At 41.3% G+C, this 24,862-nt stretch carries 22 protein-coding genes and 1 pseudogene; 10 read left to right on the top strand and 13 right to left on the bottom strand.

Going from position 1 to position 24,862, the window contains the following annotated elements; genetic code table 11:
* Window positions 1-86: 86 nt before the first annotated feature.
* From abc-f to M3593_RS02325, 3 genes are all read right to left on the bottom strand, one after another.
* Window positions 87-1,805 carry a ribosomal protection-like ABC-F family protein gene (abc-f, locus tag M3593_RS02335; protein WP_251540505.1) on the bottom strand — a complete coding sequence of 573 codons (1,719 nt, stop codon included), beginning with the start codon at window positions 1,803-1,805 and terminating at the stop codon, window positions 87-89.
* 413 nt (window positions 1,806-2,218) lie between these two features.
* Window positions 2,219-2,989, bottom strand: a complete 771-nt coding sequence (gene yidC / locus M3593_RS02330; protein WP_251540503.1) for a membrane protein insertase YidC — start codon at window positions 2,987-2,989, stop codon at window positions 2,219-2,221.
* A gap of 26 nt (window positions 2,990-3,015) precedes the next feature.
* Window positions 3,016-3,294: a hypothetical protein gene (locus tag M3593_RS02325; protein WP_144479703.1), complete on the bottom strand. Its 279-nt coding sequence runs from the start codon at window positions 3,292-3,294 to the stop codon at window positions 3,016-3,018.
* 177 nt (window positions 3,295-3,471) lie between these two features.
* Between M3593_RS02325 and M3593_RS02320 the strand changes: the two genes are divergently transcribed.
* Both M3593_RS02320 and M3593_RS02315 read left to right on the top strand, forming a co-directional pair.
* Window positions 3,472-3,789: a hypothetical protein gene (locus M3593_RS02320; protein ID WP_144479701.1), complete on the top strand. Its 318-nt coding sequence runs from the start codon at window positions 3,472-3,474 to the stop codon at window positions 3,787-3,789.
* A gap of 119 nt (window positions 3,790-3,908) precedes the next feature.
* Complete coding sequence (locus tag M3593_RS02315) at window positions 3,909-5,492, top strand: cation:proton antiporter (RefSeq protein ID WP_251541240.1); 1,584 nt, start codon at window positions 3,909-3,911, stop codon at window positions 5,490-5,492.
* Window positions 5,493-5,521: 29 nt separating this feature from the next.
* On the opposite strand, the gene M3593_RS02310 is transcribed toward M3593_RS02315, so the two are convergent.
* From M3593_RS02310 to M3593_RS02295, 4 genes are all read right to left on the bottom strand, one after another.
* Entirely contained in the window at window positions 5,522-6,253 is a 732-nt protein-coding gene (locus M3593_RS02310; protein WP_144479699.1) for an urease accessory protein UreH domain-containing protein, read from the bottom strand.
* Between the two features lie 92 nt (window positions 6,254-6,345).
* The gene (gene pflA / locus M3593_RS02305) at window positions 6,346-7,086 is read right to left on the bottom strand and encodes a pyruvate formate-lyase-activating protein (RefSeq protein WP_251540501.1); all 741 of its coding nucleotides are present in this window, start codon (window positions 7,084-7,086) and stop codon (window positions 6,346-6,348) included.
* Between the two features lie 76 nt (window positions 7,087-7,162).
* A complete protein-coding gene (gene pflB / locus M3593_RS02300) occupies window positions 7,163-9,388 on the bottom strand; it encodes a formate C-acetyltransferase (protein ID WP_251540499.1) in 2,226 nt (741 codons plus the stop codon).
* A gap of 343 nt (window positions 9,389-9,731) precedes the next feature.
* The gene (locus tag M3593_RS02295; RefSeq protein ID WP_251540497.1) at window positions 9,732-10,181 is read right to left on the bottom strand and encodes a cupredoxin domain-containing protein; all 450 of its coding nucleotides are present in this window, start codon (window positions 10,179-10,181) and stop codon (window positions 9,732-9,734) included.
* Window positions 10,182-10,343: 162 nt separating this feature from the next.
* On the opposite strand from M3593_RS02295, the gene M3593_RS02290 reads away from it, so the two are divergent.
* The 4 genes from M3593_RS02290 to M3593_RS02275 all read left to right on the top strand — a co-directional run bounded on the left by M3593_RS02290 (window position 10,344) and on the right by M3593_RS02275 (window position 15,534).
* A complete protein-coding gene (locus M3593_RS02290; RefSeq protein ID WP_144479692.1) occupies window positions 10,344-11,543 on the top strand; it encodes a DHH family phosphoesterase in 1,200 nt (399 codons plus the stop codon).
* 565 nt (window positions 11,544-12,108) lie between these two features.
* Window positions 12,109-13,272 (top strand): D-alanyl-D-alanine carboxypeptidase family protein, encoded by a 1,164-nt coding sequence (locus M3593_RS02285; protein ID WP_251540496.1) that lies wholly within the window; start codon window positions 12,109-12,111, stop codon window positions 13,270-13,272.
* A gap of 156 nt (window positions 13,273-13,428) precedes the next feature.
* Window positions 13,429-14,814 carry an alkaline phosphatase gene (locus tag M3593_RS02280; RefSeq protein ID WP_251540494.1) on the top strand — a complete coding sequence of 462 codons (1,386 nt, stop codon included), beginning with the start codon at window positions 13,429-13,431 and terminating at the stop codon, window positions 14,812-14,814.
* Between the two features lie 66 nt (window positions 14,815-14,880).
* Window positions 14,881-15,534 carry a DUF4352 domain-containing protein gene (locus tag M3593_RS02275; protein WP_251540492.1) on the top strand — a complete coding sequence of 218 codons (654 nt, stop codon included), beginning with the start codon at window positions 14,881-14,883 and terminating at the stop codon, window positions 15,532-15,534.
* 127 nt (window positions 15,535-15,661) lie between these two features.
* Here the strand turns inward: M3593_RS02275 and modB are convergent, their stop codons facing one another.
* From modB to M3593_RS02260, 3 genes are all read right to left on the bottom strand, one after another.
* On the bottom strand, window positions 15,662-16,318 hold the full coding sequence (gene modB, locus M3593_RS02270; RefSeq protein ID WP_251540490.1) for a molybdate ABC transporter permease subunit: 657 nt from the start codon (window positions 16,316-16,318) through the stop codon (window positions 15,662-15,664).
* 6 nt (window positions 16,319-16,324) lie between these two features.
* Window positions 16,325-17,098, bottom strand: coding sequence for a molybdate ABC transporter substrate-binding protein (gene modA / locus M3593_RS02265; protein ID WP_251540482.1), 774 nt, complete (start codon window positions 17,096-17,098; stop codon window positions 16,325-16,327).
* A gap of 177 nt (window positions 17,099-17,275) precedes the next feature.
* Window positions 17,276-17,527 (bottom strand): YkuS family protein, encoded by a 252-nt coding sequence (locus M3593_RS02260; RefSeq protein WP_251540479.1) that lies wholly within the window; start codon window positions 17,525-17,527, stop codon window positions 17,276-17,278.
* Window positions 17,528-17,622: 95 nt separating this feature from the next.
* Between M3593_RS02260 and M3593_RS02255 the strand changes: the two genes are divergently transcribed.
* Entirely contained in the window at window positions 17,623-17,757 is a 135-nt protein-coding gene (locus M3593_RS02255) for a YuzL family protein (protein ID WP_251541238.1), read from the top strand.
* Window positions 17,758-17,803: 46 nt separating this feature from the next.
* Here the strand turns inward: M3593_RS02255 and M3593_RS02250 are convergent, their stop codons facing one another.
* A complete protein-coding gene (locus M3593_RS02250; protein ID WP_144479678.1) occupies window positions 17,804-19,423 on the bottom strand; it encodes an ABC-F family ATP-binding cassette domain-containing protein in 1,620 nt (539 codons plus the stop codon).
* Window positions 19,424-19,748: 325 nt separating this feature from the next.
* Between M3593_RS02250 and M3593_RS02245 the strand changes: the two genes are divergently transcribed.
* Window positions 19,749-19,886: a hypothetical protein gene (locus tag M3593_RS02245; RefSeq protein WP_023627787.1), complete on the top strand. Its 138-nt coding sequence runs from the start codon at window positions 19,749-19,751 to the stop codon at window positions 19,884-19,886.
* Window positions 19,887-20,017: 131 nt separating this feature from the next.
* Here the strand turns inward: M3593_RS02245 and M3593_RS02240 are convergent, their stop codons facing one another.
* Window positions 20,018-20,617: an SCO family protein gene (locus M3593_RS02240; RefSeq protein WP_144479676.1), complete on the bottom strand. Its 600-nt coding sequence runs from the start codon at window positions 20,615-20,617 to the stop codon at window positions 20,018-20,020.
* Window positions 20,618-20,848: 231 nt separating this feature from the next.
* Between M3593_RS02240 and M3593_RS02235 the strand changes: the two are divergent.
* Window positions 20,849-21,418 (top strand): annotated as a pseudogene (locus tag M3593_RS02235) (LrgB family protein).
* 88 nt (window positions 21,419-21,506) lie between these two features.
* Here the strand turns inward: M3593_RS02235 and M3593_RS02230 are convergent.
* Complete coding sequence (locus tag M3593_RS02230; RefSeq protein WP_144480031.1) at window positions 21,507-22,181, bottom strand: Crp/Fnr family transcriptional regulator; 675 nt, start codon at window positions 22,179-22,181, stop codon at window positions 21,507-21,509.
* Between the two features lie 484 nt (window positions 22,182-22,665).
* On the opposite strand from M3593_RS02230, the gene M3593_RS02225 reads away from it, so the two are divergent.
* Entirely contained in the window at window positions 22,666-24,585 is a 1,920-nt protein-coding gene (locus M3593_RS02225; RefSeq protein ID WP_251540477.1) for an endonuclease MutS2, read from the top strand.
* Window positions 24,586-24,862 lie beyond the last annotated feature (277 nt).

Below are 24,862 nucleotides of genomic sequence, written 5' to 3'. Positions count from 1 at the left end.
GCAGTTCTGATTCTCTGAAGGCTTATTCATAGGGAGTGTGCACAAGCAAAAAAGCACCAAATGGTGCTTTTTTGTCATTTAATGGTTTACGCCAATTCCCTTTTCTTCCTAAATAGCTCTGCAAGCTTCTGGTCGAGTTCTTCGTAACCGGGCTCATCTTTAGTCATGTAGGAAAGCCTGCCGATAATAGCATTGATTTCATTCTGGAGGACCATCAGTTGTTCTGCTTTTTCCTTATCGTTATCCTTGCGTGTGTTTGCCTCATTATACTCCCGCATGCCAAATTCCTTTCTGGTTATTTTCCCATTTTCAATCACCAATAGTTTTTCGGTGATCTTCTCTAGGAAATAAACATCATGTGAAACAACCAGAAGCGACCCTTGAAAATCCAATAAAGTTTTTTCGAGGCTCTCCCTGCTCGCAAGGTCGAGATGATTAGTCGGTTCGTCCAGGAGAAGCAAATCGAGTTCTTCAAGAAGCATCATGACAAGCTTCACTCTTGTCCTCTCTCCAAGACTTAATTGACCGATTGGAACGTTAAGCTTTTCTTCGTGGAGACCGATATTAGCAAAAATCGTTCTCGCTCTGCCGATTGCTTCGCGGTCTGTAAGTCCTGTGTATTCCATTGCCGTTTTTTCAGCAGGGAGGTCAGAAACATCCTGGCTTAGATAGCCAATTTTCAGAGATTCACTGAGCCAAACATCACCTGAAGATGCGTTTTCTTGACCAAGCAATATTTTCATCATGGTGGTTTTGCCGCTACCGTTTTGGCCGACCAATCCCATTTTTTCACCATGATTCACATAAAAATAGCTTTTATCAAACAAACAGCGATGGCCAAAATACTTTGACAGGGCAGCGGCTTCAATAATCCGTTTCCCGCGTTTTCGTCTGTCCTGGAATTCAAACTGTACCCTGGATTCCTCTTTAGGCTGTTTTACTTCCCCCTTTTCAAGTTCCTGGTTCAGGCGCTTCATCTTGGATTTTATTTGATTATCCATCTTCTTTGCCTTCATCCGATGGTATTCCTTATAGCCAATCTGCCTTCTTTCCGAAGCTGTACCTTGTTTCGTCGAATCCCGATGCGCTTTTTCAGACCAGCCCTTGAGGTTGGCAATTTGCTGCTGGATCTGCTGTTTGTGTTTTTGCTGCAATTCGTATTGATGCAGCTGAACTTGATACAATCTTTCCTTTTCCTGACGGTAAGCTGAATAATTGCCAGTGAATGATTTGGTTATGCCATCTTCCATTTCAATGATTTCTGAAACGGTTCTGTCCAGGAAATATCGATCGTGAGAAATAATTACAATGGCTCCTTTGAAAGCTCTTAGTTCCTCAATCAGCCATTCAACGCCCTGAAGGTCAAGGTGATTAGTCGGCTCATCCAGTATGAGCATTTCTGGCCTGCTGGCCCAGACACCAGCAAGCGAAAGTTTCAGCTTTTCACCGCCGCTTAAATTGCTCCAATTTCGATTGAACACATCAACTTCCTTTGTGAGTCCTAATTGGCTTGAATGATGGAAGAGGCCATTTTCCGCCAGGGGATATGCATCTTCTGTTTCAAGGAATGCTTGCTCTGTAGATTGTTTTAAATAGCCGATTTTTAGAGCGCCGTTAAACGTTTCGATGCTCCCTTTATCAGCGGGGAATTCACCATTGATTAGATTGGCCAATGTTGTTTTGCCGGCCCCATTGCTGCCTACCAGGCCGATCCGGCTGTCTTGTTTTATATCAAACTCCGCTTTTTGGATCACTATTCTTTCATTAAAGCTTTTCTGAATTCCTCTTATTTTCATGATTGCCATAATAATATTCCACCTTTCATTTTGTGATTAATGATTGAAGGTGAGTATGATATCCATTAAAAAAACCCCCCAGGTGTCCTGGAAGGTTCTGCTTGGCATTCAGACAGATTCAACGCCGAAATAGACATGGATGCCCCTGTTGGGCTTCATGCTTGTTTGGACGTATAAATCGACGAGGAATGGCAAATTGGGCAGACTAATCCTATCTCCAGGCACGCGTTTTTCGTATTAGAAAAATCGGGCAGAAAATAAGATTAGTATTTCATCGGCTCTTTACCATTCCCTTCGGTTTTTATTAAGTAAAAGTATAACTCCATAAATCCGCAGGTGTCAACCATATTATTCCACTTCTCAGAAAAGGGTATATGGGCATAAGAAAAGCCCAGGAAAGTCAATCCCGGGCCATTCAGATTTTAAAGCTGGTGTTCAACTTTAATGGTATTTTCTTTCTTGCCATAAATCTTTCTCCCAAGGAGTGTTTGTGCAATAAGGAAAATCCCGCCTACCGTCCAGTAAAGGGGAAGTGCGGATGGTGCATTTAATGAAAACATTACGATCATAACTGGTGACATGAGCCCCATTAGTTTCATTTGCTTTTTTTGATCCTCTGTAACATTTGACATCGATACCTTAAACTGCAGGTAATAGATGATTCCGGCTGCTGCTGTGATCCATATATCAGAATGCCCGAGATTGAACCAGAGGAAAGAGTGGCTGGCTATTTCAGCAGATCCGCGGATAGCATAGTATAACCCCATCAGGATTGGCATCTGAATGAGCATTGGCAGACAGCCGACAGATAGTGGGTTCACCCCGTGTTTTTGGTAAAGGCCCATCATTTCCTGCTGTAGCTTCCTTTGTTCGGCAGGATCCTTTGTTTGTTTAAGTTTCTTTTGTATTTCGTCCATTTCAGGCTTCAGTATTTCCATTTTTTCTTTCATATTCTGCTGGTTCTTATACTGTCTAAGCATAAGAGGCATGAGCGCGAGTCTAATGAGCATTGTAATCAAGATAATCGCAAGGCCATAACTTCCTCCTGTAATGCTTGCAAAAAAGTGGATCAGCCAAGCGAATGGATTGATAAATGTTGTCTGGAAAAAAGATCCCTCGCTTGTCATAGCCTGGCAACCAGTTAATAGTGTCGATAATAGAAGTACTATCGTTATGGTGAATCGATTTTTCATTTTTCTCCTCCTAATTTTCAAGTTGTTCACATAAGGAGAAAAATGCTGTCTTCATCACCTGGATCTATCTTTATTTTAATCCGCTTAAGGATCAGAAGCTGAAATCTCGTTCCGAGTTCAGCTTTATTTTTAAACGCTTTTTCAGAAACGGATGGCTTAAGTTTGATCTGCAAATAACAAGATTCGATATAAGAGGTGTCACCTAATGCCCATAAGACGGACATTGACATGCTGATGAGCAGTGTTAAATAAACACTATACATTGCCGTTGCTTCGATCGACTGAGCGTAAATTTCCATAAGCATGCCATCACCTCTTCTCTTTCATTAATCAAGTATATTTTAAAATCCTGTTTTTAACAATCAGTATATATACGAAATAAAATGGAAAAAGTTCCGATTTCCATATACTGGAGGTTTCAAGAGTGAAAGGAGGGGCTAATTATATAGAACAAACTTCCCAAATCGAAAGGGGCAGCAAATATGAAAATAGTATACGGATTAATGGTTAATGCAGGTGACGCTGACGAAATGCTCTGGGACCATGGTGTATGGGAAACAGAAGAAGCAGCGAATGAATATATTGAAAATGAAATGTCGACAATCAGTGGTGTCTGGGTAGGTGAACTGAAGGTGAATGACGCAATCCCGGAAGCGGCTGAAGATTCAGAGGGAGAAATGGTAGAGTGCGACTTATGTGGAATCGAGTATAACCCTGAAGATGTCAATACTGAGGATTACGAAGATGCCGTGTGCCTGTATTGTGAGCCAGGGTATAAGGAAAATATGAATATTGCATAGATTACAACCATGGGAAAACCCCATGGTTTTTTTGATTTTTTTTGGAATTTCTATAAAAGTTTTTATAAGGATAGAAATAGGGGAAATTAGAAGTAGTGGAAGAGATTGGAGTGATTGTATTGGAAGAAGTGAATTTGCATGAAATATTTCAGACTGGATTCTTTTTAATCTTAATTGCAGCGGGAATCACAGCGATAGCCAAGAAAGTTAAACAGCCTTATCCTATTGCCCTGGTTATCGTTGGTGCAATAATTGGATTGTTGAATATACCTTTACTTGAACCATTGAAGATGTTCATTACAGAAGGGGAAATTTTTAATTTCGTCATCATTACATTATTTCTTCCTGCACTGCTTGGGGAAGCAGCATTAAAACTGCCATCTTCTCATTTGAAGGAAAACAAAGAACCGATCCTTGCATTGGCATTTGGAGGTACACTACTTTCATTTCTGCTGATAGGATTTACAGCACACTATTTTCTTGGGCTTTCGCTGCCTGCTGCATTTGTTTTTGGAGCATTGATGAGTGCAACGGACCCAGTAAGTGTCCTTTCCATTTTTAAAAGCGTGGGCGTGAAAAAGCGGCTTGCAGTCGTCATTGAAGGAGAAAGCTTGTTCAATGATGGGCTGGCAGTAGTACTTTTCAAAATATCTGCCTTATCATTGATTACATATCTGGACGCCGGGTGGTCTGGACTTGGCATGGGACTATGGGATTTTATCAGGGTCGTTTCACTCGGGCTGATCATCGGTGGTGCACTGGGATATGGTTTTTCCCTTTTGACGAAGTATTTTGATGATTATCCATTAGAAATTATTTTCAGCATCCTCTTATTTTATGGATCTTTTTTGATAGCAGAAAGCGTACATGCTTCTGGTGTTATAGCGGTTGTGGTTGCAGCGTTAATCTTCGGGAATTTCGGTTCTAGCATAGGAATGACACCGACTACAAAATTGAATATTAACAATTTTTGGGATGTTGCTGCCCTTTTGGCGAATTCGATTGTGTTCTTGATGATCGGGCTGGAGATAACAAGAATCGATATGCAGGATAAGTGGGAAATAATTTTCATTGCCATTATCCTTGTTCTTATTGCCCGTAGTGTAGCTGTGTATGCCAGCATGTCTGTCATCAGGGATTTCAGCATGAATTGGAAACATATTTTAAATTGGGGAGGGCTAAAGGGTTCATTATCAATCGCCCTTGTTTTGAGTCTGCCGAGGGACTTCCAGGGGAGAGAGGAACTATTGATCCTGGCCTTCAGTGTTGTACTCTTTTCACTTGTCGTTCAAGGCTTGACCATTAAACCTCTCATTTCTTTCCTTGGGATCAACAAAAAAGAAGAAGTATATTTTGAATATGAACAGCTGCTTTCAAAAATTCACAGATATGAAACGGCGATGAAAGAAATGATGGAAGCAAAAGGAAGATACTATCTGACAAAGACAATTACGGATGAGTATGTCCAAAAGTATCAACAGAAGCTGGAAATTGCAATTGCCGAAATGGAAGAATTGTACCGAAGGAAGCCTGAACTGAAAGAGAAGCAAACCGAAACATTGCGTAGAGTTGTTTTCTATGCAGAACATGAGGCTGTTGATAAACTGTCAATGGAAGAGATCATTTCTTCGGAAACAGCGGAAAAAGAACGAAAAGAGCTGACTGAGGCTTTAGTGAATTTGTCTCATGAAAAAGAAGGCTGACTTGAACGTCGGCCTTTTTGCTGTGAATTTTATACCCAATAAGTCAAAGTATCCATGATTCCGACCAAGATTAAAATATATCCTGCAGAAGTTTGCACCATAGCTCCTATTTTGCGGCTTTTTTTCATTAATGAACCATCAAGTCCCATGAAGGAGATGATTGCGGCAAATATAATCAGCGGGATTGAGGTGCCTGCTCCAAAAACGGCCGGCAGTACTGCGCCATATGATGAACTGAGCACAATGGGCATGAGAGTGAAGAAGAATAGTGAAAACATGGTTGGGCAGAATGCGATGGAAAAGCTTACCCCCATTAAAAACGAACCTGTCTTGCCTCTGCCTCCCCATTCAGGCAGGAAAGATGTTAAGCGGCTGATCCAATTGAATGCGAAGAGGCCTATAAGAGATAGGCCAATTAGAATGAATAGAGGGCCCATCAATTTGCGGAACCAGGAAAAGAATTCTGGAAGCATTTGCTGAAAACCATTTCCAACTAGCCAAACGGCAAGCCCCAGCAAAGAAAAGACCGTGATTTTGCCGAGTATGAAAAAGGACATTTCCGTCCAATGGCTCTTCGCCTGCAAGCTGCGATTGCCATAGTACGTGATGGCACCTATATTGGCTGAGAGCTGACATGGAGCAAGAGCACCTACAAGTCCCAGCAGGAAGCTTGCGAGTATGGGGATTTGTTCTGTCTGATTCACCAGAGTAAAAAAAGGTCCGCTTAAATAGTTGCTGATTTCCGAAAGCAATTGATACATCAATAAATCCTCCAATAAATGTATTAACATAATGATACTAGAGAAATATCAAGAACCTATGCAGAAAAAACAGCAGGAAAGAATTCCTGCTGTCATTTTAAGGCTGTCTTGGCTGTTAGTAGTCTATAAGCACGCTCGACCTCATCATCTGATGGAGGTTCCACATCATTTAGCGGATATTCAAGTCCCAGTGCCTCCCATTTGTACACCCCAAGTTTGTGGTAAGGCAGTACTTCCAGTTTGCGTACGTTTTCCAAAGTGCCTATGAACGCCCCCAGCTCGGTGAGGTCATCAATTTCATTGGTCACCCCGGGTACAAGTACGTGCCGGATCCAGATAGGGACGTTGTGCTGTGATAAGTAGCGGGCGAAATCGAGAATATGTTCATTCGCCATGCCTGTCAGCTTAATATGTTTCTTTCTGTTAATATGTTTTAAGTCCAGAAGGACTAAATCAGTATAGCGCAAAAGTTCGGCAAGCTGTTCCTGGAAAAGGGGAGCGCTTGAGTAACACCCGCCTGAAGAATCAATGGCAGTATGCAGTCCGAGTTTTTTGCACTCCTTGAAAAGCTCAGTGATGAAGGGGATTTGCAACAGAGGCTCTCCTCCGCTCACTGTGATTCCGCCACCAGAGGCTTCAATGAAAGGCAGATAAGACTTCAAATCATCAATGATTTCGGAAACAGACATTTGTTTGCCTGTGCCAATTTCCCACGTATCTGCGTTATGGCAGAACTGGCAGCGCAGCAGGCACCCCTGCGTGAAGATGACATAGCGGATTCCGGGTCCGTCTACAGTTCCGAAGGTTTCGATAGAATGAATGTTTCCGTTCATGATGATTTCTCCTTTCAATAAAACAGGAGGACCCGCCACCAGGGAGGGCAGCTCCTGTTCAGTTCACGATTGATGTCTACATTGTTTCATGGAAAGTACGGTTAATGACATCCATCTGCTGCTCACGTGTCAGCTTGATGAAGTTCACTGCGTATCCAGAAACACGGATTGTCAACTGAGGGTACTCCTCAGGATGTTCCATTGCGTTTAAAAGTGTTTCCCTGTTGAATACGTTGACGTTTAAGTGATGTCCATCCTTAATTGCATATCCGTCAAGGATGGATACAAGATTGTTCGTTCTGCTTTCTTCATCTTTACCAAGTGCTTTTGGTACGATGGAGAAAGTATTGGAAATGCCGTCCATTGCATAGCTGTATGGAAGCTTAGCCACTGATGAGAGGGAAGCAAGCGTACCTTTAGTATCGCGGCCGTGCATTGGATTGGCACCTGGTGCAAATGGTTCGCCTGCGCGGCGGCCATCTGGTGTATTGCCAGTCTTCTTGCCATATACAACGTTTGAAGTAATGGTAAGAATCGACATAGTATGGACAGAGTTGCGATATGTCGGGTGCTTGCGCAGTTTTGTCATGAAGCTCTTGACAAGCCCTACAGCAATGCTGTCGACACGGTCATCGTTGTTGCCGTATTTAGGGAAATCGCCTTCTGTTTCAAAGTCAACTGCAATGCCCTTCTCGTCACGGATAACTTTTACCTTTGCATGCTTGATTGCGCTCAATGAATCCGCTACGACACTTAACCCTGCAATCCCGGTTGCCATTGTACGGAGGACTTCTGTATCATGAAGAGCCATTTCAATCCGTTCATAGCTGTATTTGTCATGCATGTAGTGGATAACATTGAGAGTGTTGATGTAAAGGCCAGCAAGCCATTCCATAACATTATCGAATTTTTCCATTACTTCTTTATAGTCCAGTACATCAGAAGTAATCGGGCCGAAGGCTGGTGCAACCTGGATCTTAAGCTTTTCATCGACACCGCCGTTGATTGCGTAAAGCAAAGCTTTTGCCAGATTGGCACGGGCACCGAAGAATTGCATCTGCTTGCCGATTTCCATCGCGGATACACAGCAGGCGATCCCATAGTCATCACCATATTCACAGCGCATCAAATCGTCGTTTTCATACTGAATTGAACTTGTTTTAATGGACATTTCAGCACAATATTTCTTGAAGTTCTCTGGCAGGGCAGGGGACCATAAAACAGTCAGGTTAGGCTCCGGTGCGGGGCCAAGATTATCAAGAGTATGAAGGAAACGGAAAGAGTTCTTTGTCACAAGTGACTGCCCGGTATGGGCCATACCGCCAATTGACTCTGTTACCCAGGTAGGGTCCCCGCTGAATAACTCGTTGTAATCTGGCGTGCGCGCAAATTTCACGAGACGAAGCTTCATGACGAAATGGTCGACAAGTTCCTGTGCCTCTTGTTCAGTCAGGATTCCATTTTGGAGGTCGCGTTCAATATAGATATCCAGGAAGGTCGCGACACGTCCAAGGCTCATTGCTGCACCGTTCTGTTCTTTGATTGCTGCAAGGTATGCAAAGTAGACCCATTGAAAAGCTTCCGCTGCATTGGTTGCTGGCTTGGAAATATCATATCCATAGCTCTTAGCAAGCTGCTTCAATTCATTCAATGAACGGTATTGCTCAGAGATTTCTTCTCTCAGGCGCATTGTGTCTTCAGTCATGACACTGCTCGTCATTCCATGGTCTTTCTTCTTTTGCTCCATCAGGAAGTCGACGCCATAAAGAGCTACACGACGGTAGTCACCAATGATCCGTCCGCGGCCATAGGCATCTGGCAAGCCGGTAATGATGCCGGCTTTTCGGGCCTGGAGCATTTCTTTTGTATAAACATCGAAGACGCCCTGGTTATGTGTTTTACGGAAGTCAGTAAATATCTTCTCAACTTCCTTATCCAATTCGTATCCATACGCCTCGCATGCGGCCTTTGCCATGCGGATGCCTCCAAATGGCTGCATAGAGCGCTTGAATGGCTGATCTGTCTGGAAACCGACAACTTTTTCTTTTGTTTTATCAAGATAGCCTGGGCCATGTGAAGTGATGGTGGAAACCACTTCAGTATCCATATCAAGTATTCCGCCGTTTTCGCGCTCCTGTTTTGTCAATTCCATTACTTGCTGCCATAATTGGAGTGTTTCTTCTGTGGCACCTTCCAGGAAACTTGAGTCCCCGGTATATTCAGAGAAGTTCTTCAGGATAAAATCGCGAACATTGATTTCTTCTTGCCAAGCACCATTTTTAAAACCTTTCCATTGTTCCATTTTGGTTCACCTCTAAAGTGGATGTTTGTATAACAGTTATCACACTATTATCATACTACGAATATAACAGAATGAGTGTGACGTATTTGTGAAATTATGAACAAAACTATTAAAACAAGTTTTTAACGAAGTTTCTCTGTGAAGTGAAGTGAACTGTACTATAATTAAATGAAGTTTAAAAGAGTCTGTTATATAAAAATGTTTATGTATTTATGCTATCAGGAAATGTTTGCACTGTGTTTATAGTGATTTGTATGTTTTGTGTCAATTTTAAATTTTAATGAGAAAACAACCTTCAATTAAAAGAAAAAACAGGAATCGGATTCCTGTTCTCGGATGGATTTCAATCCACTACAATATAAGCAATCATCGGCCCGTTGTGTTCAGCTGAAGGGTGGGTAAGGCAGATCAGTCTGTATGTTCCTTCCTTGTCAAATTGCAAAGGGACAAGGGTTTCTTGGCCTTTTTTTACAACTCCCTTGATTTCTGTTCCCTCAATGATGAAAGGATGCTCCTTGCCGTTCACGCCAAGAATTTTCAGGCTTACCTTTTCGCCTTTTTCAACGAAGATTGTACCTGGGTCCCAGCGGTATGCTTCAATTTCTTTACCATCGTCGGTATTCGATTTGAATTCTCCTGTCACGAGGTGTATTTCCCTGATTTGTTCATTCTGTCCGCCTATAGCTGGAGTGGATTCAGGTTTTAAATTCATCCAAATTGAGCCGATGATGGCAATGAAGACAATTAGGCCAATAAAATATAAAGTCCTTCTTTTAAATACAAAGAAATGCATGTTTTCACCTCCTTATAATCCTCTTTAAATATCTATGCTCGTCCCCTTGTTGAACTTGTCTAATTTTTTGGATTTTCTTTTGTATAGATTATCTTGCCAACAATAGACTATAAATTAGGCTCTTATAGAGTAAACAGCTTGGGAAAGTGAAGGTGGAAAACGATGTACCGTTTATTTACACATAATGATTTGGATGGAGTGGCATGTGGGATTCTATTCCGGCTTGCATTCGGTGAGCAAGCGGATATCCGCTATAATTCTGTATCTGGGTTGAATTTTCAGGTGGAGAAATATTTTGAGAGAATGAATGAGCGCTTGAAAAAGGAAGACCATCTATACATAACCGACCTTTCCGTCAACCACGAAGTAACGGAAAGAATCAATCGTTTCGTATCAGAAGGAGGGAAGGCTTACCTGATCGACCATCATAAAACGGCTTTGCATTTCAATGACTATAGCTGGGGATATGTAAAAGTGGAAGATGAATCTGGTACACTTACAAGCGCGTCTTCATTAGTTTATGAATACTTGAAAGACAAACGCCAATTGGCTGATAACGGTACACTTAATGAGTTTGTTGAGCTGGTCCGCCAGTATGATACATGGGATTGGGATATTCACCAGAATTTCAAGGCGAAAAATCTGAATGATTTATTTTTCATGGTTTCTATAGAAGAATTTGAAGAACGTATGATATCCAGGCTTCAAACAGATAATGGATTCGAATTCGATGAATTTGAGCAAAAGTTATTGGAAATGGAAGAGGGTAAAATCGAACGTTATATAAGGAGGAAGAAAAGGGAAATCATTCAAATGGAGCATGATGGACTCTATGGAGGAGTCGTCCATGCCGAATCCTATCATTCTGAGCTGGGTAATGAACTTGGGAAGGAGTTTCCACACCTGGATTATATAGCGATCCTAAATGTAGGTGGCAAGAAAATCAGTTTCAGGACAATTCATGATCATGTGGACGTTTCTGCTGTCGCAGGAGAATTTGGAGGCGGTGGACATGCGAAGGCTTCTGGATGTACGATAAATGGAGAGGCTTATAAACGTTATATTGATCAAGTGTTTCCCCTTGAAACGATCAAACATGACGCATTCAAAAATACTTATAATATAAAGGATTCTAAAAATGGCTGTCTCTATGAGAATAGGGATAGGGACTTGTTTTTCATCTTTAAGGATGGAACACGCTATATTATAAAGCTAAAGCATGAAGAAAGCCTGGGGCCATTTAATGATTTCCCAGAAGCCGAACGCTTCTTGAAGAGGAGGTATGGAGCAGCACTTGCGAGGGATGAAGTGTATGTTGGATACCTTGAAAGCATAGTCTATAATAAAGTTCTTCTTTCGTGAAGGTGTCATTAAGCAAAAAAAGAAGCCTCGCCACTGATTTCAAAGTAAATAACAAGAGGATGTCTCAAAAAATATAAACTTTTGGGCACCCTCTTTTTTTAGACTAGCTTCTAAATTTGGTCCGTTGATTTCCGTTTCAGGAGCTTCGATCCTGCGGGGTCTCACCTGACCTGCTGATCCCTCAGGACACTGAATAGCTTCAACGAATGTGCCCACGCACGATGGAAATGCATTAGCATTTTCGGAGGAGTCTACGCACCTTCCACTCCAATCAACTCAAGTTTCTATATTCATTTTTCCTCACAAATATAAATACAAGAAAACCCCTTTTTCTAATTCTATACGGAAAAGTATCTTATTGTGGTTGCTATTCTGATTTTCTGTGCGTGGAGTCGATTTTACACATAAGTGTACAAGTCGTTGTCTGCGCATAAATCGAGGCTTCCTTTTTTGTCCTGCCAATGTTTCCTTTTGTTCCATTTGGGTTAAAAATTAATAACACTGGACCATTATAAGCCGGTTTCTGGTAAAATAATTGCAGAATTTTAAAATGGATGTGTTATGGATGAGAAAACTTTTGGCATTGTCAATGGCGGTTCTGATAAGCATGTACTCTTTCGCGCAATTTGTACATGCGGAGGAAGATGATCCTGTATTAACCTCTGAAGCCGCTGTCTTGATGGACACGCAGTCAGGTGCCATTCTGTTTGGGAAAAACGAAGAAAAACGAATGTATCCTGCCAGTCTTACAAAGATTGCCACAGCTATTTATGCGATTGAAAGTGCAAATTTGAATGACCAGGTAGTCGTTAGTGAAAAAATCAAGGAGATCGAAGGTACGAGAGTGTATTTAAATCCTGGAGAACGGGTGACTTTAAAGAAACTGATCCAGGGTATGCTGATCAATTCGGGAAACGATGCCGCATTGGCGATTGCTATTCATCTTGATGGGACAATGGAGAACTACTCCCAAAGCATTAATGAATACCTGGAAAATGAAATCGGAGTAAAAAACACCCATTTTGTCAATCCCCACGGCTTATTTGACGAGAATCACTATACGACTGCAAAGGATCTGGCTTTAATTCTGAACTATGCGATGAAAAACGAGGATTTCCGGGAGATCTTCGGGACCAAGGAATTGAAGTGGGAAGGTGAGTCATGGAATACACAGATTTTTTCCCACCATCGAATGTTAAAAGGTGAAATTCCATATGAAGGAGTAACCGGCGGTAAAACAGGTTTTGTTGACCAATCCAAACAAACGCTGGCTACGACGGCAGAGAATGGCCGAATGCAATTGACTGCAGTATTACTGAAATCTGAATTCAAAAGAGAGATTTATAAGGATACGATCAAGTTATTTGATTACGGTTTTGCTTCCTATAAATCGGCACAAATCAAAAAGGGTGAAACCTTCACAAGTGGAGAGCTCGAGTTCAAAGCAGGTGAGGATCTCTTTGTGACTGAACCAATCGAAAATGGGAAGAGAGTAGTCGATGATGACGGAGTTTTGAATATAGAGAGTGAAAATGGCAGGACCATTCAATCGGTTGAATTGAAACCATTGATTGAAAAAAAACCTGAAGTAAAAAAAACCACTCAGGAGCCGAAGCAAAGTGGACTGCTTTCTGCCAATGCTATCATTGGGGCATTTTTGGCTGCAGTCGCTATTCTATGGATCATGAATCGAAAGCAAAAGAAAAATAGAAGATTTAGAAGCAGGTAATCTTGCCTGCTTTTTTTATGGATTTTATTTGGAAAAATAAGGATTGTAAATAGATTTTACAAGGACTTAAAACAAATTTACATTTTGTTAATAAGAGATTAATAGACAGGCATTATAGTAGGAAGCGTGGTAAATATCTTATCTGGAGGTCTTGAAATGAATAAAGCTAACTTTAAAAAGAAGATTCTTCCGCTCGCTGTCCTTTCAACTGTGGCGTTTGGCAGCTTAGTAGGAACTTTCAATGCAGAGGCAAAAAATGACCAGAACAATAATCGTGCAGAAATTAAGAATGTAATCTTCCTGGTTGGTGATGGAATGGGAGGCTCTTATACATCAGCATACCGCTACTTGAAGGATAATCCTGATACACCTGAGGCAGAGAGAACAGAACTGGATAAGTACCTTGTAGGTAACCAAATGACTTATCCTGAAGATCCTGAACAAAATGTAACTGACTCTGCTTCAGCAGCAACTGCCATGTCTGCAGGGATCAAGACTTATAACAATGCGATTGCAGTCGATAATGATGGTTCTGAAGTAAAAACAGTCCTTGAAACTGCCAAGGAAAACGGAAAGGCAACTGGCCTTGTTGCAACTTCAGAAATTACTCACGCAACACCAGCTTCCTTTGGCGCGCATGATGAAAGCCGCAAGAACATGAATGCAATTGCAGATGATTATTATGATGAATTGGTAAATGGCGACCATAAAATAGATGTTATGCTAGGCGGCGGATTGAGCAACTTTGTGCGCAATGACAGAAACCTTACTGAAGAATTCCAGAAAGATGGCTATAGCTTTGTAAACAACAAAGAAGATATGCTTAATGATACGAATGATAAGGTTCTTGGCCTTTTTGCGGAAGGCGGAATGGACAAAATGATCGACAGAAGAGAAGAAACTCCTTCTCTTGAAGAAATGACCAACTCGGCAATCAATCGTTTAAATAAAGATAAAGATGGTTTCTTCCTGATGGTAGAGGGTAGCCAGATCGACTGGGCCGGCCATGACAATGATATTGTTGCGGCAATGAGTGAAATGGAAGATTTCGAGAAAGCATATAAAGCAGCTATCGAATTCGCGAAAAAGGACAAGCATACCTTAGTCGTTGCGACTGCTGACCACTCAACTGGCGGATATTCAATTGGTGCCAATGGTATCTATAACTGGTTTGGAGCCCCAATCAGAGCTGCGAAACGTACGCCTGATTTCATGGCGGCTGAAATATCAAAAGGCGCTGATGCAGAAGCAACCCTGAAGAAATATATCGACTTTACATCTGTAGGACTGCCTGAGCTGACAACTGAAGAAATTGAATCTGTAAAAGCTGCAGCAGCTAAAAAACCTGTGGATATTGACAATGCTATTGAAAAGATTTTTGACAAGCGTTCAAACACTGGCTGGACAACCGGCGGACATACTGGGGAAGATGTACCTGTTTATGCATTCGGTCCTGGAAAAGAGCGTTTCTACGGCCATATCGAAAATACGGATAATGCGAAAAACATTTTTGATATACTATCAAACGGCAAAAGAAAATAATTAATTTTAAAATCTCCCGCCGGAACCTTGGACCAGCGGGAGATTTCTTGAAAAGGGGTTTTTGACATGAGGAAATATCTGCAATTATTGCTGGCTGCTACTTTACTGACAGGCTGTTCTTTTGCAGAGGCTGAGTCAAAAAAAGAGACGAAATCCTCAGAGGCGGCTATTGAGAAACCATTAAAGAAAAATACCGATGTGTATGTTCCTAACCCACAAGTTACGGAGGATATAAATCTTAAAAAAGCTGGCGATTCTTTGACTGACAACAAAGGTGAGTTAACCCTGAAAACAGTGAAAGAAGTCAATAAGACCTTTAATGTAAATGGTATTGAATATATTGTAAAAGATGTGAGGTTATTACATTTTGTACCTGCTTACAGCCTGATTGATTTCTTCCATGCCTATACACATGATGAAGAATTTGATTTTGTGAAGATAAATGTTGAAGTAAAGAATAATTCAAAAGAAAATTATCACTTTGGACCTGTGGCGATGGTGAATATCAATGATTCGATCCATAAGACATGGGAAGATGATTTTTATTTAGAAAACCTTAATGGCGAAATTTCAGCCGGACAAACGAAACGCGGAAATCTTGGTTTTATTGTTGAGGATATGGACAGCCTTAAGAAAGTAGAAATCCTGTCAGGTGATCTTGTTGATGAGAGCAAGAAGAAGGTCGCTGATCCTGTTAAGCTAGTTGTGAATGTTAACTAGGAAAATAGATATTTTACTGATTGTCGGTAAAATCAGCCATCTGGAGAATTCGAATCGTAAATGAACAAAAGGGGAAGCCAATTGAATTGGCTTCCCCTTTTGTTCCGGATAAATAAGGCAATCGGACTCACTGTTTTAAGAATGATGTTGAAAGCAACATAAGGAATGAGATGCCCACCATGGCAATAACCCAAAGCCAGGCAGCATCCAGATTCCCGGATTCAATCGCCATATAGATAGCCGTCGGAGCTGTCTGTGTTCTTCCGGGCAGATTGCCGGCAAACATGAGTGTTGCGCCGAATTCGCCGAGAGCTCTTGCAAAGCTGAGAATCAACCCTGTAACAATTGTTCTTGATGACAGGGGCAGCGTGACATACCAAAATACTTTCCATTCATTTGCTCCATCTACTCTTGCAGCTTCTTCTGCTCCTGGATCTACTTGAAGGAACCCAGTTTTAGCTGATTGATACATCAAAGGAAATGCCACGACTGATGCAGCGATTACAGCAGCCCACCAGGTAAACATGATGGTGCTGCCGAATAGATTTTCCACTGTTCTGCCTATCGGGCTGTTGATGCCAAAGATGATGATCAATATAAACCCGACTACCGTTGGCGGGAGTACTAAAGGCAATGTAAGGAGTGTTTCTGCTGCTGTTTTGCCAAAGAATTGCTTTTTCGCCATGAACCTGGCAGACAATAGGCCGAAAATAAAAACAAACACCACCGACATTGATGCAATCTCCACCGATAGTCTGATCGGGGTCCAAAAATCACTGCTCATAAATAATCATTCCAATGCTGCTTTAAAGCCATATTTTTCAAAAATTTCCATCGCTTCTTTTCCTTTCAGGAAATTGAGAAACCTGCTTGATTCTTCCTTGTGCCTGGTTCCTGCAATGACCCCGGCAGGGTAAATGATTGGATCATGCAGAGCTTCTTTCTGAAAGGGTATAATTCTTACTTGATCAGAAACCATGGCGTCGGTTTTATAAACAATGCCGGCTTCCACATTCCTGGTTTCAACATAGGACAGAACCTGGCGGACGTCCTTTGTGGGGATGAGTTTTTGTTCAATCTCTTCCCATAAGCCTAAAGAAAGTAAAGCTTGTTTTGCATACATCCCTGCAGGGACAGTTTCCGGTGTTCCGATTGCAATCCTTGAAATCTCAGCTTCTGCAAGTGATTTTACAGAATGAAGGTTTTCGTTATCTTTCTGGGTAATCAAAACAAGCTCGTTTTTTAATAGTTTTACACTATGGTTTTGATCTATAAGTTGTTTTGACCTCAATACATTGAATTGGTCCTGTGCTGCAGAAACAAATAAATCTACTGGTGCACCCTGGGAAATCTGCTGCTGTAGGGAACCGGACCCCCCAAAGTTATAAACAATCTTAATGTCTGGATTCTGGTTCGAGTAGGTTTTTCCTGCTTCCTCCAACGCCTCCTGAAGGCTTGCAGCAGCAGATACGGTAAGCTCAGTTCCTTTCGTATCGCTGTTGGCTCCGCAACTCGTCAGAACGGTAAGCAAAGCAGCGAAAAGGAATATATGTAATATTCTCAAACAAAGACATCCCCTTACAAAACTTTTAATCATATGCAATGGTTATAACTGATTATATCGGATATAGAAGGAAGCTACATAATGAAAATATCACAAGTTGGTGAAAATATCATGGATAGTGGAGCAGAAGGACTTGCGGGGAAAAGAAAAACTGCCTATCGGCAGTTTCGGTGATTCTTATTGGATTTGCCCTGACTTTTGATCAATCTGTCTTAGAATATCTTCAGCAGAAAGGCCGTTGGCTTCAATGACCGAACCCTGGGTCACAACATCCTGCATACCCATGATGTTTGAATCAATCCCGCTGATGACACAGAAATCGCAGCCCTGTGCATCTGCTTCCTGGCGAAGTTCAACAACGTCATAGCCTTTTTGGCGCAATGCTTCAGAGATATTAGATAAAGATTGTTCTACACCTACTCTTGCCATTCTCTACACCTCCTCACTCATTTAACTTGTCCGCGGCAAGAATAATTTATTCCCTGAGCTTCACAATATTAAATGCAGGTAAAGGAGGTGCAATGATGTCAAATAAGCGAAAAAAGGATCCATCAACCATCGGACTCAATTCAAGCCAGGTGGAGGGGCAGGGCACTACGGCAAGTGAAACCGGTAGCAAGTCTGCAGATTCCTCAAGAAGAAAGCAGAAAAGAGGCTGATATGTTCAAAGTAAAAACCCCCGGAGGAAATCCGGGGGTTTTTAGCTTACACATACATCTCAGCAATTTGCTTTTGAAGCTCTTCGTTTTCAAGATATTCGTCATAGGTCATCTGCTTATCGACCAATCCTGTTGGAGTGATTTCCATGATCCTGTTTGCAACAGTTTGAACAAACTGATGGTCATGGGACGAGAAGATCATGGAACCCTTGAAGTTGATCATTCCATTGTTCAAAGCTGTGATGGATTCAAGGTCCAAGTGGTTCGTTGGTTCATCCAACAAGAGCACATTCGCACCAGAAAGCATCATCTTTGATAACATGCAGCGGACTTTTTCGCCTCCAGAAAGAACGCTTGCTTTCTTCAATACTTCTTCACCAGAGAATAGCATACGGCCAAGGAATCCTCGCAGGAAGCTCTCGCTGTCATCCTTTGGCGAGAACTGGCGCAGCCAGTCAACAAGAGTAAGGTCGCAGCCGTCAAAGTACTCGGAATTGTCCTTAGGGAAATATGCCTGGGAAGTGGTCACTCCCCACTTAAATGTACCGCTGTCTGGTTCCATTTCACCTGTCAGGATTTTGAACAGAGTCGTAATGGCAATTTCATTTTTCCCAACTAATGCGATTTTATCATCTTTATTCATGATGAAGCTGATATTATCAAGTACTTTTATGCCGTCAACCGTTTTGGTAATACCATCAACCCTTAATAAGTCATTACCGATTTCACGGTCAGGAGTGAATCCTACATATGGATATTTACGGGAAGATGGTCTGATATCATCCAGAGAGATTTTATCAAGCAGTTTTTTACGTGAAGTTGCTTGCTTTGACTTAGATGCGTTGGCGCTGAATCTAGCAATGAACGCCTGCAATTCCTTGATTTTCTCTTCTTTCTTTTTGTTTGTATCCTGCTGCATTTTCATTGCAAGCTGGCTGGACTCATACCAGAAATCGTAGTTCCCTACATAAAGCTGGATTTTGCCAAAGTCAAGGTCAGCAATATGTGTACATACTTTATTCAGGAAGTGACGGTCGTGGGATACCACGATAACCGTATTCTCAAAGTTGATCAGGAACTCTTCCAGCCATTGAATCGCAGCGATGTCAAGATGGTTCGTAGGCTCGTCAAGAAGGAGTACATCCGGTTTGCCGAATAATGCCTGGGCAAGAAGGACCTTTACCTTTTCTCCGCCACTGATATCCGCCATTTTCTTCGTGTGGAGGTCTTCGCCGATTCCAAGACCTTTAAGCAGGATGGCAGCTTCAGATTCTGCTTCCCAACCATTCAATTCAGCGAACTCTCCTTCGAGTTCCGCGGCTTTCATGCCGTCTTCATCGGAAAAATCTTCTTTCATGTAAATTGCATCTTTTTCCTGCATTACTTCATACAAACGCGCATGGCCCATTATGACGACTTTCAAAACTTCAACATCTTCATATTCAAAGTGGTTTTGCTTTAGTACTGCCATACGCTCGCCAGGAGTCATGGAAACATTGCCTGTCTGAGCTTCGATTTCACCTGATAATATTTTAAGGAAAGTGGACTTACCGGCTCCATTAGCACCAATCAAACCATAGCAATTTCCAGGTGTGAATTTAATATTAACATCTTCAAAAAGCTTGCGGTCACCATATCTCAGGCCAACATTTTGAACTGTAATCATTTATTTAGTAGCCTCCATTAATATATATCCCAAAGATTATAACATGTTTGAACCTTGTGAGCGAATTCTTTTACATTCAAATTGCGCAGGAAGGAAACATTTTTTCATAAAGGTGTTTCCACTGGAGGGAAAATGGGAAAAAGCAAGAGTAGTTTAGAAGGGATTTTGTCCATCTGGCTAACATAATATGGGGAAGAAGTATATTGGGAAAATAATGAAAAAATTTTTTGTCTGGATGTCAATTTTTTTGCTCATTTTCACACATTTTTCATATTTTTCATGTAGAATAATAATAGACAAAGATGGATAAAAAGGAGTTTTTGAAATGGCTAAAAAGCAGCTGGTTGATTTTGTGAACCGCCTAAAGGAATCAGGGATAAAAGTCAGCTTTACTAAGCCAAAATCAGAATTTTTCTCCCTGCAAAAAACAGAGAAACATCCCACCACTGTTAATTCACATTAAGAGATAGACTGGCTTTTTCCTCTTCGCGGTAAACTGCATCCAGCTACTTCACTCAGTAATGAAGTAAAAGCCAATCTATTACGGTTAATAAAAATAAAAGAAAGCGGTGCAGCCACCGCTTTCTTTTATTTTTAAAGCTCATCCATAATGGCTTCGAAAACTTTATCTTTTTTAAAATCCTCACCCATAGGGAATTTCTTGATGAATTTATTATTTTCATCAATCAGGTAAGTAAAAGTACTGTGCACGTAAAAACCGTTTCCTGGGTCTCGGTACTGGAATTTAAATGTATCGGCAACCTTCTTGATTTTTTGTTGTTCTTCTAGGGTATTGGCTGGGTCCCCGGTAAGGAATATCCAATTCCCGTCATTTTCAAGCCCGAAATTCTCCATGTACTTCCTTAAAACCTCTGGGCTGTCACGGTACGGGTCAATCGTAATCGTTAAAAATTGGACTTTATCTCCATAAACGTTTTCTTTTATTAAATCATTGCGCAGAAGGTTCATCTCCTGGGTTGTCGTAGGGCAGATATCCGGGCAATTTGTATAAATAAACTCCACCAGCTTGATTGTGTCCGTATCTTCTCCGAATGTATATTTCTCTTCATCCATGGTTAACAGGGTAATGCCTTCTGGTATTTGTGCATTGGCATCCCTGACTAAAAAGTATGAGATTCCGGATGCAATACCAATTAAAACAATAAGTGAGCTAATAATATAGATTTTTTTCATAACGCAAGCCTCCCCCTTTATAAGATATAAGAAACACGAGGAAAATCATATGGACATTGTGTGAACTATGTTTATTCTTTTTGCCTTTTCAAAAGGGACGATCAATGAAAAAAGTAAACATTCTTGCAATAAAGTAAACGGAATCTATAATTATAGTAATAATGTTTGGAACGAAAAAGGAGCCATTTTCTTGAAAGCGGATAAGTTCGTTATATACATATTGCAAATTTCTTGAGTACGGTCATCGTGATCTGCGTTTTGCTGGTCCTGAACATCCCTTATAAGGAGTACGAAGCAGCGAGCGAAATAATAACCTATTTTCTGGGACAGGCTACAGTAGCTCTGGAAGTGCCTTTATACAAACAAAGAAAAATAATTGCGTTCAACCTGCTTTGGCATGGCTTTTAACGGGAACTGTCTCGACTATTCTTTCAGCTGTCATGATAGGCTATTTACTGAACTTGACTAATATTATCCTGGTTTCTTGACATCAAATTCATAACGATACCAGTAGCTTCCGAGGTTGCCAGGATTATAGATGCTGATCCGATTTTGGTGGCAGCCTTTGTCATGATTACCGGAATGACAGGAGCGATGCTGGGACCTTGGCTGATGAATGTCATGAAAATCCATGATCCTTTTTTAAGAGGACTGGCGATCGGCACCATCGCCCATGGGATCGGTACTGCCCAAGCTGCCAGAGAAGGGGAGCTTCAGGGGGCGGTATCAGGAGCAGCGATTGGATTGGCGGCGATCCTTACATCACTCCTGCTGCCCGTTATTATCCCCTTCTTTTTATAAGGGGAAATATTGGCGGAAATCTCGAAGCGTTTTATGGAAAAATATAGAAAGGAAGCTGACGATTTATAAGCTTCCTTTTTTTAATGCTTCAATCCATGTTACAGAACTCAATGGGGCAATTTTCACACTGGATTTCACGTTTGAGGAAAGCAAGGTCATGTATGATAATCCTTTTTCTATTAATCGAAATAATTCCTTCGTCCCGCAATTCCCCGAGCATTCGGCTTACACTTTCCCTTGCAGTGCCACAATAGTTAGCAAGATCCTGGTTTGTAATTGGTACATTGATATGGATGCCATCTTCCTTTTTAATACCGTAGCTGTTACTAAGGCGGATCAAAGTGGAATACAAAGCGCCTTTCTTTCCATGCAGGACGAGATCCCTGAATTTAGTGATGGTCCGACGGATATGATCGTTCATCCACTTAAGGAACTGGTATGCCAATTGGCTATTGTTGAATAAGATGTTTTCCAGATTCTCGATATTGATTGCGGCTGCTTCACCGTCCTCAACAACTTTTGCATTGAACAGATACCTTGGCCCAACTGTAAAAAGAGTAAGCTCACCGACGATATCCTTTTTCTTGCACAGCCTTAAAAACAATTCTTTGCCCTCGGCGTTCATCTTGGAAACCTGCACTTTTCCTGAAAGGATGATATACATTTCTTTAGCTTCCTGGCCCTCGCGGAATAAAAAGGTCCCTTTTTTAAACTTTATGATCTTTTCCGATGCCTTGATCAGTTCACTTATCTCATAATTCATACTACTGACATTTTCCTGGCTGGCCACAAAATCTCCACCTTTTTCGACCTTTGGTTAACCCTAATTAAAATGAAATATAAACAACAGGTCAATAGAGAAAATGTGAACATTCTTTTTACAAATCATTTTTCAAAAAAATGGATGAATTTGGTTGACAAAAGAGGCAAAAACGACGTATCCTATTGAGGAGATTATTGATATGTAAGGAGTATGTTCTATGTTAGGTGTCGTTCTTAACTAACCGTTAATTTCATACGGTCAATCCAGTTTGAAATGAAGCCTTTTTTAGGTTTATTTCGTTATGGCCTGGATTGGATGTTAAGAACAATGAACATAGAAGCATGCTTGATATTTGTGAGCAGAAGCTGTGTGCATATACACAGCTTTTTTTCGTAAATATATTGCTCACAGCCCAGCTGTAAGCATTTTAAGCCGCTTTGGACTTGTCCATTGCGGCTTTTTTATTTTTAAGGAGGAATAAACATTGAACGAACAAACTTACACTGTTCTTGGTTATGACAAAATCAAAGAAGCCATTTCGGGATTCGCTTTAACAGAATCAGGCAGAAAGAAAGCTATGGAAATGGAACCATCCACAAACCTAAAGCAGATTGACGCATGGCATAAGGAAATTTCAGAAGCCATTGAAATTCTAAAAATCAGCTCAAGCGTTCCTATCCATGGTCTTGAAGGCATGGAAGCGGTAATGAATGGTTTTAACAAAGGAATCCCGTTGCGAGTAGATCAACTTGTACAGTTGAACTCATTCATTGACAGCTGCAGCAAGCTCCGCCGATTTATGAGGGATAAAGAGTATTGCGCACCTAGAGTATCCGCCTATGTCTATAGTATTGAGGAACTGCCTGAACTAGCGGCGGAAATCCAAAGGTGTATTCGCAATGGACAAATTGATGATTACGCATCAAAAGAGCTGTTAAAGGTCCGCAAACAAATTGGTATCCAGGAGGAGCGTTTGAAGGAAAAGCTTACACAATTATTGAAGTCAGCAAAACTCAAACCATTTCTTCAGGAAGCAGTCGTCAGCCAGAGAAATGGAAGGTATGTTATACCTGTAAAAAAGGAATATCGAGGGAAGGTAAGGGGGGCTGTGCTCGATACATCGGCTTCAGGTTCAACTCTTTTTGTCGAACCAGAAGAAATCGGCGTCTTTCAGGATCAAATGGAGTGGCTTTTCTTCGAGGAGCAGGCAGAGGTGGAGAAAATCTTATTTGCCCTTACCGGTCTGGCAGAAGGTAAAGAAAAAGAAATTAAGCTTGCGATCGAGACGATGGTCCATTTTGATTTTTTATTTTCAAAAGCAAAGTATTGTCGATCGATTGATGCAAAAAAAGTCGATATCGTGGATGATCAAGTGATTGATTATAAAAAGGCACGTCATCCGCTTCTTGGCAGGAATGCGGTTCCATTAACGCTCGAGATCGGAACGAACTACCATGCACTTGTGATTACTGGACCAAATACCGGGGGGAAAACGGTTTCTATTAAAACAGCTGGTCTGCTGGTGTTGATGTCCCAAAGTGGATTGCTCCTGCCGGTTGGAGAGGGCAGCAAATCAGGTATTTTTCATAAGATCCTTGTGGATATAGGGGATGGGCAAAGTATTGAGCAAAACCTAAGTACCTTCAGTTCTAGGATTGTGAATATCATTGAGATTCTAGAAAAAGCAAATGACAGGACCCTTGTCCTCCTGGATGAGCTCGGCTCTGGAACCGATCCTGGAGAGGGGATGGGATTGGCAACAGCCATACTTGAGAACCTGAACAATAAGGGAGCGACCATATTTGCTACAACACACTATAGCGAAATCAAAGAATTTGCGGATACACATGAAGATTTTATGAATGGCTCAATGGAATTCGATCTGGAGACATTGATGCCCACCTACCGGCTGCGCATCGGAACGGGAGGCGATAGCCAAGCATTTGCGATTGCCCTGAAGTTAGGAGTGCATCCAAAATTAATAGAACGGGCCCATATGATCACTTATAAATCTGAAAAGAATTATAGTGCTCTGTTTCAAGATAGCAATGAATTAAAAAGGCGGGAAAAGCAGCTGATTGTCAATAAGCATAAAAGAAAAAAAACGGCCGATGCCAGCAAAACAATAAATCGCTTCGAAATGGGTGATAGTGTTTATGTAACAAGTTCAGGAGAGCTTGGCGTCATTTACAAAGGGCCTGACAGTAATGGGAATTATATTGTGCAGATGAGAGATGAAAAAATAGAAGTAAATCATAAACGTCTGAAATTGAACATCCCTGCGGCAGAACTTTATCCAGAAGATTACGATTTCAATATTTTATTTGAAACCAAAGAACACCGTAAGCTGCTGAACCAAATGGAGCGAAAGCATATTGAAGGAAGTATTATCAGGCAAGATTGATGGATTTTCAAAGGCTTAAGGATGATGGGCCCCAAGGCGGAGCGGCTTTGGGCCCCAGATAGTGCAGATCCAGAGAAGAATGGAGTATAGATACATTCATTGCTATTACAGAAGGCTTTTCCTGAATCGCCCTGCTTTTTTAGAAATTGGACGCTTAGGGGAAAGCCCCTATGAATTTTAAGAAAGTGACGGTGAAAACCGTCTAGTAGCATTGATAATGCTATGGAAGCGCTTAATAAATGGTCATAAACATGTCATGTGTTTTTGTCTTAACAAA

Origin of the sequence: Mesobacillus sp. MER 48 (genome assembly GCF_023714225.1) — a bacterium.
GTDB classification, from domain to species: Bacteria; Bacillota; Bacilli; order Bacillales; family Cytobacillaceae; genus Mesobacillus; species Mesobacillus oceanisediminis_A.
The sequence above is the reverse complement of the archived record's forward strand: the minus strand, read 5'-3'. Positions and strand labels throughout refer to the sequence as shown.